Origin of the sequence: Actinoplanes sp. NPDC051475 (assembly GCF_040689425.1) — a bacterium.
Classification (GTDB): Bacteria; Actinomycetota; Actinomycetes; order Mycobacteriales; family Micromonosporaceae; genus Actinoplanes.
In genome coordinates this window covers 340107-352127 of the sequence record NZ_JBFAZZ010000007.1, presented here as the reverse complement: position 1 = coordinate 352127, position 12021 = coordinate 340107, and the positions used below count along the sequence as shown (strand labels likewise).

Below are 12021 nucleotides of genomic sequence, written 5' to 3'. Positions count from 1 at the left end.
GTCTTAGAGTGACCACCCTCTATACCTGAGCTCCGCTGCTTTACGTCTCCGACACGCCTTGACGACCACACCAACCACCTAACTGAACGGCGTTGCATCTAGCTCTCGAAGAGCGCGCCGAGCGGGCCGTCCACCGGGCGGCCGCGCGCGGTCAGCTCCTCGGCCTGCGCCTTGAGCGTCGCCCCGAGCTCGGTCATGTCCGCGGCCGCCAGCCCGGTGCGCTTGACCGCGTCGGCGCGGTTGCGGAAATACGTGCGGGTGAGCAGGCCGGCGACCATCGCGGCGTGCAGGCGGGCCTCGGCGATCAGCACCAGGGCGGCGTCGGTCTCGTACCACTCGGCGAGCCGGACCGCGCGGGCGTGCGCCGCCGAGGCCACGCACCAGTTGCGCCGGGCCAGCGAGCTGAACTCCCCGGGCCGGGTCTCGGCGAGCTTGGCGAGGTGCGCGTCGCGCTGGGTGCCGAACCAGCCGCGCGGGTCGAACAGGTCGCGGGTGGTCAGGTAGCGGTCCGCCTCCAGCGGCCACCGCGAGGTCAGTTCCCGCGACCGGCGCAGTCCCTCCTCGCCGGACGCGACGCTGAGATCCACCAGGATCCCGTCGACGCGGCGCAGGGCCGCGCGGGGCCCGGCACCCTGCCGATACGTGACGACGACGAGGTTGACGTCGCTGGTCTCGGTGTCGTCGCCGTGCGCCATGGATCCGTGCACGCCGATCGCCTGGACCTCGGCCGACCACCGCCGCAGGATGACGTCGCGCAGCCGCGTGGCCAGATACCACCGCGGATTGGCCAGGTCGATCTCGTCCTGCGACACCGCTTGATTCTCGGGTACGCGACCCGCGGGCGAAAGGCTTCGCGGGCCGCGCTCTCAGGGCCGCCCGGGCCAGGCCAGGGTGGCCGGGGTGACCGAGCCGAGGCGCCGCCACCGGGTGGCCCGGACCGCGGCGTCCGTCAATGCGCTCAGGGCCGTCGACCGGTCGCCGCCCTCGGTGACCGGCAAGACGGCCCGCCACGCCTGGGCTACGCCGTCCTCCACCTGGACCGCCAGCTTCACGGCGCTCTCCCGGTCGGTCACCTCGAACGGCAGCTCGTAGCCGGCCGGTGCAGGCGCGGCGCTCGCCTGCAGCGCCGCCAGCCTGCTGACCAGCACGTCGCGGCGGTCCCGGTGCACCCCCTCCGCCACCCGCGCCTCGGTCCGCTCACCCTCGCCGGTGAGTCGCACCCCCAGGGTCCCGTACGCGTAGATCGCCGCCTCCTCCGCCGCGAGGGCGGCCGCCAGTTGCGCGTTCACCGCAGCGCCTCGGCGTGCGCGGCCCGTGCGGCGGCGATCGAGCCGACCAGCGCGGCCCGGTTCGCCGGCGCGGCCCGGCACGCGGCCGCGGCGGTCTTCTGCGCCGCCTGCTCCGCCTTGCGCAGCGCCGCCACGGACTTCGCCGCGTCCGAGGGCGGCGCGCTGGACGCGGCGGGCGACGGCAGCGTGGCACCGATGACCTTCGCGAGCTCGGCGGCGTGCGCCCGGTGATCTGCGGCCAGGGGCGTCAGCCGCTTCTCCAGGCCGGGCTCGGCCAGGACGGCGCGGTCGTGGGCGGCGGCCAGCTTCAGCGCCTCGTCCAGCACGGGCTGGAGGGCGTCGGGGCGCGGCGCCGGCTCCGGGTCGTCGTCGAGGAACCCGCAACCGGCGAGCGCGGACACACTCACAGCTGTCCCCAGCAGCTGACGTCTTTTCACGCCCGCAAGTCAACACCATGGGCGCCCGTGACCCGGCCGGTGGCCGCTGACCTGCGCATGGCGCGCATTCGGTGCGGCGGCGGCGGGGCCGCGGCCGGGGCGCGTTACGCTCTGCGTCAGCCGCCGGGGAATTCGGCCCCGGTGGCATGCCGGTGTTCCCGGCGATCGGCCGGCGGGCGGCGTGCCACCCGCCGTAATTGAGCAGAAGGGTTGGGCCCGATGACGCAGCGTGGTCGCACCGGCGCCCGGCCGGCGAACCGCCGCTCCGGGAACCGGGGCCGGGACGCCTCCGACGAGACGCGCGCCCCCGCTGCCCCGCGGATCGACCTCGTGGCCGCCCGGGCCCGGGTCCGCACGGTGATCGAGCCGGTCGTCGCGGCCGCCGGGTACGACCTCGAAGAGGTGAACGTGTCCCGCGCGGGACGGCGCCACCTCGTACGGGTGATGGTCGACGCCGACGGTGGCATCAGTCTGGACGACGTGGCCGTCGTCTCCCGGGAGATCTCCGCAGCGCTGGACGCCGCGGAGGAGACCGGGGGCGAGGTGCTCGCGGGCGAGTACCAACTGGAGGTCGGCTCGCCCGGGGTGGACCGGCCGCTGACCCTGCCCCGGCATTGGCGGCGCAACGTCGGCCGGCTGGTCACCGTCACCGCGGGCGGCCGGCCGCTGACCGGGCGCGTCACGGCGGCCGACGACACCGGGATCGTCCTGGACGTGAACGGCACGGCGAGCGAGATCGCGTACGCGGACCTCGGACCCGGCAAGGTGCAGATCGAGTTCAAGCGGCTCGACGAGGCGGTCTTCCCGGACGACGACGATTCCGACGACGATCCGGATGACGACTTCGACGACGACTCCGACGATGAAGATGACGACGAGGATGGGGAGGGCGAGGAGAGGTGAACATCGACCTCGCGGCGCTGCGCGCCCTGGAGCGCGAGCGGGAGATCCCGTTCGACACGATCCTCGCGGCGATCGAGACGGCGCTGCTGACCGCGTACCGGCACACGGACGGGGCCGAGGGCCACGCCCGGGTGGAGATCGACCGCAAATCCGGCACGGCCTCCGTGTTCGCGCAGGAGCTGGACGCCGAGGGAACGGTCGTCCGCGAGTGGGACGACACCCCGCACGACTTCGGCCGCATCGCCGCGATGACGGCCAAGCAGGTGATCCTGCAGCGGCTGCGCGAGGCCACCGACGAGGCGCACTTCGGCGAGTACGCCGGCCGCGACGGTGACCTGGTCACCGGCATCGTGCAGGCCGACGCCGCCCGCGCCGAGAAGGGCATCGTCATCGTCGACCTCGGCAAGCTCGAGGCGGTGCTGCCGCAGTCCGAGCAGGTGCCCGGGGAGACGTACGACCACGGGTCGCGGATCCGGGCGATCGTGGTGCACGTCGCCAAGGGCTTCCGAGGGCCGCAGATCACGCTGTCCCGCTCGCACCCGGCGCTGGTGAAGAAGCTCTTCGCGCTCGAGGTGCCGGAGATCGCCGACGGCACCGTGGAGATCGCCGCCATCGCACGTGAGTCAGGTCACCGTACGAAGATTGCGGTCCGTTCGAGGGTGCAGGGCGTCAACGCCAAGGGCGCCTGCATCGGGCCGATGGGCCAGCGCGTACGGGCCGTCATGAGCGAACTGCACGGCGAGAAGATCGACATCATCGACTGGTCGGACGATCCCGCGCACTTCGTCGGCAACGCCCTCTCGCCGGCGAAAGCCCTGCGTGTGGAGGTTGTGGACGCCGCCTCGCGGACCGCGCGGGTGACCGTGCCGGACTTCCAGCTTTCCCTGGCGATCGGGCGCGAGGGGCAGAACGCCCGACTTGCCGCCCGGCTGACCGGGTGGCGCATCGACATCCGTCCGGACAACGAGCCGGCCTCGGCCGCGGAGCGGGATGCCGCCGAGACCGGAAGCTGACCGGATACGCGGACCACGCGTCGGAGGGGTAGACTTTGCAGGGGTCGGCCCGATGCGAACCTGCATCGGTTGTCGCTCACGCGTGCCGACCTTCCAATTATTGCGGTTCGTCGCGGTGCGAGACGGGGATGACCTCCGCCTCCAGCCCGATCCGGACCGTCGGCTGCCGGGGCGGGGAGCGCATTTGCATCCCGATCCGGCTTGTTTCGCGCAGGCGGAGCGGCGTCGCGCCTTCGGGCGTGCGCTGCGTCTCACCGGTGTTGCTGACACCGGCTTGCTTGCCGAACACATCCGGGCGGCTGTGCCGCCCGGAACAACCGATGACGACGCGTCAGAGCTTCGTCACGACCCAGCAAGGTAGGACGACCGACATGAGCACACGATGAAGTCCCTGAAATGACCAGGCTTCAAGTGCAGGAGTGAGGTCGCTGCGGGTTTGGCTCGCACGACCTCGAAGTGAGGAGTGCAGTGCCAGGTAAGGCCCGCGTACACGAGCTCGCGAAGGAGCTCGGGGTCGACAGCAAGACCGTTCTCGCCAAGCTCAAGGAGATGGGCGAGTTCGTCAAATCCGCATCGAGCACGGTCGAGGCCCCAGTGGCCCGGCGGCTGCGTGGTGCCCTCGACGCCCCGGGCGGTGCTGCTCCGGCGGCCCCCGCCGCGGCGGCACCGAGCGCCCCCGCATCCAGTGCGCCCCGTCCCAGTCCCGCGACCGCACGGCCGCAGCCGCCGCGTCGTCCGACCAGCCCGGCAGCCCCGGCTGCGGAAGCGCCCGGCGCGCCCGCGTCCCCGGCTCCGAGCCCCGGCGCGATGGCCCGGCCCAAGCCGCCGGCCCCCGTCCGCCCGGGCCCCACGCCCGGCCCGGTCGCCAAGCCGGCGAGTGCCCACGACATCGAGGTGGCGGCCGCCGAGGCGCGCGCCTCGGCGCTGAAGGCCGAGCAGGAGGCCGCCGTCAAGGCGGCTCAGGCCGCACGCACCCGCGACGCCGAGCGCCGGGCGCAGCAGCCCCCGGCCGACGGCACCTCGCGTCCGCGTCCGCCGGGCCCGGGCACGGTTCCGCCGCGTCCCGGTTCCCCCGCGGCCGCTCGTCCCGGCGCTCCGGGCACGCCCGCGCCGGGTCGTCCCGGTCCGGGCGGCGCTCCGCGTCCGCCGGCGCGTGGTCCCGGTAACAACCCGTTCGGCGTCTCCGGCGGTGGCGCCCGGCCGACCCCGTCGGCGATGCCTCGTCCCAACCAGGCGGGCATGCCGCCGCGGCCGAGCCCTGCCTCGATGCCGCCGCGGCCCAGCCCCGCCTCCATGCCGGCGCAGCGTCCCGGTCGTCCGGCCGGTCCGGGTGCGGGCCGTCCCGGTGGTCCTGGCGCCGGTGGCGGCGGCCGTGGCGGTCCCGGTGGTGGCTTCCGTCCCGGTGGCGGTGGCGGTGCCGGTGGCGGCTTCCGTCCCGGTGGCGCCGGGGGCGGTGCCGGCGGTGGCGGTGGCTACCGTGGCGGCCCCGGTGGTGGCGGCGGTGGCGGTGGCTACCGCGGTGGCCCCGGTGGTGGCACGGGCGGACCGGTCGGTGCCGGTGCCCCGGGTCGTCCCGGTGGTGGCGGCCGTGGCCGTGGCGGCGGTGCCGCGGGTGCCTTCGGGCGTCCCGGTGGCCGGCCGACCCGCGGTCGCAAGTCGAAGAAGCAGCGGCGTCAAGAGTTCGACAACCTGTCGGCTCCGGCGATGTCGTCGGGCGCGCCCCGCGGCAACGGCCAGGAGATCAGGCTGTCGCGCGGCGCGTCGCTCTCCGACTTCGCCGACAAGATCAACGCCAACCCGGGCTCGCTGGTCCAGGAGATGTTCAACCTGGGCGAGATGGTGACGGCGACGCAGTCGTGCTCCGACGACACGCTGCTGCTGCTCGGCGAGCACCTGGGCTTCGACGTGCAGATCGTCAGCCCCGAGGACGAGGACCGCGCGCTGCTGGCGCAGTTCAACATCGACCTCGACGCCGAGATCGCCGAGGACCGCCTCGTCACCCGGCCGCCGGTCGTGACCGTCATGGGTCACGTCGACCACGGTAAGACGAAGCTGCTCGACGCGATCCGCAAGACCAACGTGGTCGCCGGCGAGGCGGGTGGCATCACCCAGCACATCGGCGCCTACCAGGTGCAGTACGAGCACAACGGCGAGGACCGGGCGATCACCTTCATCGACACCCCGGGTCACGAGGCGTTCACCGCCATGCGTGCCCGTGGTGCCCAGGTGACCGACATCGTCATCCTCGTGGTCGCGGCCGACGACGGCGTCATGCCCCAGACGGTCGAGGCGTTGAACCACGCCAAGGCCGCCGAGGTGCCGATCGTGGTCGCGGTCAACAAGGTCGACAAGCCGGACGCCAACCCGGAGAAGGTCCGCCAGCAGCTGGCCGACTACGGGCTGCTCGCCGAGGAGTACGGCGGCGAGACGATGTTCGTCAACGTGGCCGCCAAGCCGGGCATCGGCATCGACGACCTGCTCGAGGCCGTCCTGCTGACCGCCGACGCGTCGCTGGAGCTCACCGCTCCGATCGACGGGCCGGCGCAGGGTGTCGCGGTCGAGGCCCACCTCGACAAGGGCCGCGGCGCGGTTGCCACGGTCCTGGTCCAGAAGGGCACGCTGCGGGCCGGCGACTCGATCGTGGCGGGCGGCGCGCACGGCCGCGTCCGCGCCATGCTCGACGAGAACGGAAACCAGGTCCCCGAGGCGGGTCCGGCGCGTCCGGTCCTCGTGCTCGGTCTGACCTCGGTTCCCGGCGCAGGCGACACGTTCCTGGCGGCCGAGGACGACCGTACGGTCCGGCAGATCGCTGAGCAGCGGCAGGCACGCCGTCGTGCGGCGAGCTTCGCGAACTCGAAGGGCAAGGCCACGCTCGAGACGCTCATGGAGCAGCTCAAGGAGGGCGAGAAGACCTCGCTCACCCTGGTGCTCAAGGGCGACGGCTCGGGTTCGGTCGAGGCTCTCGAGGACGCGCTGTTCAAGATCGAGATTCCGGACGAGATCCAGCTCAAGGTCATCCACCGCGGCGTCGGTGCGATCACCGAGAGCGACGTCAACCTGGCGAGCGCCTCCTCCGAGGCCATCGCCACGATCATCGGCTTCAATGTCCGGGCCAGCAACAAGGTCAAGGAGATGGCCGACCGCGCCGGCGTGGAGATCCGCTACTACAGCGTGATCTACCAGGCCATCGAGGAGATCGAGGCGGCTCTCAAGGGCCTGCTCAAGCCCGAGTACGAAGAGGTCGAGCTGGGCACGGCGGAGATCCGCGAGGTCTTCCGCTCGTCCAAGATCGGTCTCATCGCGGGTTGTATGGTCCGGTCGGGTCTCATCCGCCGCAACGCCAAGGCGCGCATCCTGCGCGAGGGTGTCGTGGTGGCGGAAAGCGTCACGATCAGCTCGCTGAAGCGGTTCAAGGACGACGCCACCGAGGTCCGCGAGGGCTTCGAGTGTGGTCTGACGCTCCAGGGCTTCGGCACGCCGCAGATCGGCGACGTGATCGAGACCTTCGAGATGCGCGAGAAGCCGCGCTCGTAAGAGCTCCGGCATGATGCGGCCCCCGGTGCTTCGGCGCCGGGGGCCGTTGTCTTTACTACTGGGATGTCCCGCTACGCCCTGCTGCTCGCCCCCTCCGCCAACCGCGTCTACGCCGACCAGGCCGGCCGCCTCTCCCGCGCCGAACTGGCCGGCTTCGGCCCGGTGCTGTCGGCCCCGCTCACGGCCATGGCGGAGACGACCATCGGCGGCGTCGGCTACATCACCTTCGAGGCCGACCTCGCCGCGCGGGACATCGCGTACCTGTCCAATCTGTCGGCCGGCTATGCCCTTTTCGAGCAGGTCGAGGACGAGCTGCTGCGCCCCGTCGAGCTCCACCCGCTGGCCCGCTTCGACAGCGACCTGATCACCATCCCCAAGTACGCCGGCAAGACCAACGAGCAGTTCACCAAGCTCCTGCTCAACCTGACCGTGCTCGCCTCCGCGTCGGCGCCCCGCATGCTCGACGGCCACCTCACCGTCTGCGACCCGCTCGCGGGCCGCGGCACCACGCTCAATCAGGCCCTCATGTACGGCTACGACGCACTCGGCATCGAGATCGACGGCAAGGACGTGGAGGCGTACAAGCTGTTCCTCCAGACGTGGCTCAAGCGCAAACGGCTCAAGCACACCGCGGACCTGGTTCCGGTACGCCGCCAGGGCCGCCGCGCCGCCCGTCGCCTCGAGGTCACGCTCGCGGCGAGCAAGGAGGACCACAAGGCGGGGGCGGTGCAGAAGGTCACGGTGTTGCAGACCGACACCACCCAGCTGGACGGCCTGCTGCGCGCCAACTGCGCCGACGTCCTGGTCGCCGACCTCCCGTACGGCGTCGCCCACGGCAGCCACGACGACGAGGGTGGCATGTCCCGCCGACCCCTGGACCTGCTCGAACGCGCCGTACCGGTATGGCTGACCCTGCTGCGACCCGGAGGGGCGGTGGGCTTGTCCTGGAACACCAAGGTCGCCAAGCGGGAGCTGGCCGAGGACATCCTGATCGCCAACGGCCTGGAGCTCGTCGCCCACGAGGACCTGAGCCACCGCGTCGACCAGGGCATCGAACGCGACGTCGTGGTGGCCCGGAAACCCGGATGATCTTGTCGGAGGGTGCGCGTAGTCTGCTGGCTGATGTACACGGAGACTGCGCTCTTTGACCTGCTCCTGCCCGGTGACTCGCGGTCGCTCAAGCAGAAGCGTTCCTACGTCCGGCCGATCATCGCCATGCTGCGCAAGTTCGAGGTCAGCGTCGCCGAGGTGGGGCTGCACGACCTGCACGGGCGGGCCCAGATCGGGGTCGCGGTGATCGCGGCGGAACCGGCCCAGGCCCGGGCCGTCATCGACACGTGCGAGAACCAGGTCGCGGGGCGGCCGGAGATCGAGCTGCTGTCGGTGCGCCGCCGCCTCTACGGCGACGACGACTGAGGGTGGCCGCGGGGCGGGGTGGCTGGGGTCTCGACGGACCGCCGGGACGTTCGGGGTGGGGCGGTCATGGGTAGGCTCACTGCGTTGGGCGGGGGTTGGACTTACCCCGGAGGCACGGTTGTCGGAGGTGGGCGATATGTCGGACCCGGCCAAGACGCGACGGCACGCTGAGCGGGTGCGGGAGCTGGTGGCTTCGCTGGTGCGCGAGATCAAGGATCCCCGGCTCGGCATGGTGACGGTCACCGACGCCCGGATCACGGGTGACCTGCGCGACGCCCACGTGTACTACACCGTGCTGGGTGACACGACCGAGCAGGCCTCCACCGCCGCCGCTCTGGAGAGCGCCAAGGGCATGCTGCGTACCCGGGTGGGGCACGCGCTCGGGCTGCGGCACTCGCCCAGCCTGACGTTCGTGCTCGACAACGTGCTCGACCACGCCAAGGAGATCGACGACCTGCTCGCCGCCGCGCGGCACCGGGACGCCGAGGTGCAGCGGCTGGCCGCCGGGAAGCAGTACGCGGGCGACCCCGACCCGTACAAGCCGACCGAGGACGAGGACGAGGCGGACGAACGCGTGGGCGCCGAGGAGAAACGGTGAGGGACGCGGTAGCCACCGCGCACTCCCGCGACGCCGCGGGAAGCCGGGACGAGACCATCACCGTGCCGGTCAGCATCGCGGAGGCCGACTGGGTCGCCGCGGTGCGCACGGTGCGCGAGCTCGCCCCGGGCGGCCGGGTGCTGCTGATCTGCCACGTCAACCCCGACGGCGACGCGCTCGGCAGCATGCTCGGCTTCGCGCTGGGCCTGCGCCGGCTGGGCGTCCGCGACCTGCAGGCCACCTTCCCCGGCCCGTTCGAGATCCCCGACCCGTTCACCGGACTGCCCGGCCTCGACCTGCTGGTGCCCGAGTCCCAGGCGTACCCGGACCCGGATCTGGTCCTGATCTTCGACGTGGCCTCGGAATCGCGGCTGGGCGCCCTGGTCGACCGCCTGGACACCGGCGGCGCCGCGGTCGTGCTCGACCATCACGCCTCGAACACCCGCTTCGGCAGCGTCAACCTGGTCGACGCCACCGCGGCCGCCACCTCCGTGGTCGCCGAGGAGCTGCTCGACCGGCTCGACGTGCCGCTCGACGTGGAGATCGCCGAATGCCTGTACGTGGCGCTGGCGACCGACACCGGCTCGTTCCGCTTCGACATGACCACGCCCCGGGTGCACGAGATGGCCGCCCGGCTCATCGCGACCGGGCTGCGGCCGGGGGACATCTCCCGCCGCATCTTCGACAGCCGTCCGTTCGGCGCCATGAAGCTCTTCGCCGACGTGCTGGGGCGCGCGCAGCTCGATCCCACGGCGGCCGGCGGGCACGGCATGGTGTGGACGTACGCGACCCTCGACGACCTGGACCGCCACGAGCAGCGGCCGTACGTGCTGGACGCGCTCATCGACCCGGTGCGCTGCGTCGTCGAGGTCGACGTCTCGGTGGTGGTCAAGCAGACCGCCGAGGGCGAGTGGGCGGTGTCGCTGCGCAGCAAGGGCGCGGTCGACGTGAGCGCGGTGGCGGTCGCGCTGGGCGGCGGCGGTCACCGGCTCGCGGCGGGCTTCACCGGTCACGGCACCCCGGGCGACGTCGTCGTGGCCGTACGCGAGGAGCTCGACCGGCACCTGATCGTCTAGCAGTTCCGACAGGAAAGGCCGGCCGCGAGGCCGGCCTTTTGTCGTTGATCGGTATCCCGTTGTGCGGGATACCCAGGCACACAGCGGAACTGAACGATAGTTTGAGTTGAACGGTGATTTGGTTTTTGCACGGTCACGACCATGGCCCGCCGCGAAGACCTCGAGCCACCCGGATGCACCCGTCCGGGCCGCGTTGCCCCGCCTCGGACCCGGCGATCCCGGACCGGTCCTCGCGACGCACCGCTCGACCCCACCTGTGGAAGGACCAGATCATGGCTGCCAAGCCGAAGCCCCAGCCCTCCGAAGACGCCCGCGAGCAGGCTCGCCGCGCCCTGCAGACGTCGCTGGACACGCGGCAGTAGGTAACTGCCGCTCCGCATTGCGATCCTTACGGCGGGGCGGGCATCATGGGTGTTCATGAGCCCGTCCGCCGTCATCGCCGACAGCTCCCTCTCGCGACGCATCGCCGCGCTCGCGCTGCCTGCCCTGGTGGTGCTCGCCGCCGAGCCGCTCTACGTGCTCGTCGACACCGCCGTGGTCGGCCATCTCGGCCGGGTGCCGCTCGCCGCGGTCGCGGTCGGCGGCACTGTGATGTCGCTGGCCGTCTGGTTCGGCACGCTGATGGCGTACGGGACGACCGGGCGCGCCGCCCGCAGGTTCGGTGCGGGCGACCGGACCGGCGCCGTGGCCGAGGGTGTTCAGGCGTCCTGGCTCGCGCTCACGACCGGCGTGCTGCTCGTCGTGCTCGCCCAGGTCTTCGCCGAGCCGCTGACCCGTGCCCTCGCGAGCGACCCGGAGGCCGCCGGCGCCGCTGCGAGGTGGCTGCGCATAGCCGTGCTCGGCGCTCCGGGGCTCCTGCTCGCCGCCGCGGGGAACGGCTGGATGCGGGGAGTGCAGGACACCCGCCGGCCGCTGTACTTCGTGCTCGGCGCCAACGTGCTCTCCGCCGCGCTCTGCCCGTTGCTGGTCTATCCGCTGGGCTGGGGCCTGACCGGGTCCGCGGTCGCCAACGTCGTCGCCCAGAGCGTCTCCGGCGGCCTCTTCCTATGGGCGGTGGTGCGGGAACGCGCGCCGCTGCGTCCGGTGCCGTCGATCATCGGCAACCAGATCGTCCTCGGGCGTGACCTGCTGATCCGTGGCGCCGCCTTCCAGGCCTGCTGGCTGTCGGCCACCGCGGTCGCCGCCCGTTTCGGCGTTGCCGCGCTCGGTGCCCATCAGATCGCCCTGCAGCTGTGGTTCTTCGCGGCGCTGGCCCTCGACGCGGTGGCGATCGCCGCCCAGTCCCTTGTGGGGGCGGCCCTCGGCGCCGGCGACGAACGCGCGGCCCGGGAGGTGGCGCGCCGGGTGACCCTCGTCGGCGGGGTCGCCGGGCTCGGCTTCGCGGTGCTGGCCGCGGCGGGCGCCGGGGTGATCCCGGGACTCTTCACCGGCGACCGGGCGGTGCACGAGCAGGCCGCGGTGGTCTGGCCGTGGTTCGTGGCGATGCTGCCGTTCGCCGGGGTGGTCTACGCCCTCGACGGGGTGATGATCGGCGCCGGCGACGTCGGCTACCTGCGGTCCATGACCCTGGTGGGCGCGCTGGGCGGCTTCCTGCCGCTCATCTGGCTGGCGTACGCGTTCGGCTGGGGGCTGCCCGGCATCTGGGCGGGCCTCGCGATGTTCACGCTGGTTCGCCTCGTCGCCCTGCTGTTGCGCTGGCGCGGCGCGCGATGGGCGGTCCTGGGCGTCACCCGATAACGGTGGTCTGGTTGGGTG

12 protein-coding genes are annotated in these 12021 nt (G+C 72.4%); 9 read left to right on the top strand and 3 right to left on the bottom strand.

What is annotated here, in order from left to right:
• Positions 1–98: 98 nt before the first annotated feature.
• Genes AB0368_RS17620 through AB0368_RS17610 form a run of 3 tightly spaced genes read right to left on the bottom strand, consistent with a single transcriptional unit; the run spans position 99 to position 1726 of the window.
• The gene (locus AB0368_RS17620; protein ID WP_366154908.1) at positions 99–812 is read right to left on the bottom strand and encodes a nucleotidyltransferase domain-containing protein; all 714 of its coding nucleotides are present in this window, start codon (positions 810–812) and stop codon (positions 99–101) included.
• A 54-nt stretch (positions 813–866) separates the two neighbouring features.
• Entirely contained in the window at positions 867–1289 is a 423-nt protein-coding gene (locus AB0368_RS17615) for a ferritin-like domain-containing protein (protein WP_366154907.1), read from the bottom strand.
• Positions 1286–1726, bottom strand: coding sequence for a hypothetical protein (locus AB0368_RS17610; RefSeq protein ID WP_366154906.1), 441 nt, complete (start codon positions 1724–1726; stop codon positions 1286–1288). Before AB0368_RS17610 ends, AB0368_RS17615 begins: the two co-directional genes overlap by 4 nt.
• Positions 1727–1945: 219 nt before the next feature.
• Here AB0368_RS17610 and rimP point away from each other — a divergent pair, with 219 nt between their 5' ends.
• From rimP to AB0368_RS17565, 9 genes are all read left to right on the top strand, one after another.
• Positions 1946–2629 (top strand): ribosome maturation factor RimP, encoded by a 684-nt coding sequence (gene rimP / locus AB0368_RS17605; RefSeq protein ID WP_366154905.1) that lies wholly within the window; start codon positions 1946–1948, stop codon positions 2627–2629.
• Positions 2626–3642, top strand: coding sequence for a transcription termination factor NusA (gene nusA, locus AB0368_RS17600; protein ID WP_366154904.1), 1017 nt, complete (start codon positions 2626–2628; stop codon positions 3640–3642). Before rimP ends, nusA begins: the two co-directional genes overlap by 4 nt.
• A 52-nt stretch (positions 3643–3694) precedes the next feature.
• A complete protein-coding gene (locus AB0368_RS17595; RefSeq protein ID WP_366154903.1) occupies positions 3695–4003 on the top strand; it encodes a YlxR family protein in 309 nt (102 codons plus the stop codon).
• Positions 4004–4110: 107 nt separating this feature from the next.
• Positions 4111–7176 carry a translation initiation factor IF-2 gene (infB, locus tag AB0368_RS17590; RefSeq protein ID WP_366154902.1) on the top strand — a complete coding sequence of 1022 codons (3066 nt, stop codon included), beginning with the start codon at positions 4111–4113 and terminating at the stop codon, positions 7174–7176.
• A gap of 63 nt (positions 7177–7239) precedes the next feature.
• Positions 7240–8265 (top strand): SAM-dependent methyltransferase, encoded by a 1026-nt coding sequence (locus AB0368_RS17585; RefSeq protein ID WP_366154901.1) that lies wholly within the window; start codon positions 7240–7242, stop codon positions 8263–8265.
• A gap of 33 nt (positions 8266–8298) precedes the next feature.
• Entirely contained in the window at positions 8299–8592 is a 294-nt protein-coding gene (locus AB0368_RS17580) for a DUF503 domain-containing protein (RefSeq protein WP_366154900.1), read from the top strand.
• A 136-nt stretch (positions 8593–8728) separates the two neighbouring features.
• A complete protein-coding gene (gene rbfA / locus AB0368_RS17575) occupies positions 8729–9190 on the top strand; it encodes a 30S ribosome-binding factor RbfA (RefSeq protein ID WP_366154899.1) in 462 nt (153 codons plus the stop codon).
• Positions 9191–9264: 74 nt separating this feature from the next.
• A complete protein-coding gene (locus tag AB0368_RS17570) occupies positions 9265–10266 on the top strand; it encodes a bifunctional oligoribonuclease/PAP phosphatase NrnA (RefSeq protein ID WP_366154926.1) in 1002 nt (333 codons plus the stop codon).
• Between the two features lie 417 nt (positions 10267–10683).
• The gene (locus AB0368_RS17565) at positions 10684–12003 is read left to right on the top strand and encodes an MATE family efflux transporter (protein ID WP_366154898.1); all 1320 of its coding nucleotides are present in this window, start codon (positions 10684–10686) and stop codon (positions 12001–12003) included.
• The last annotated feature ends 18 nt before the right edge of the window (positions 12004–12021 follow it).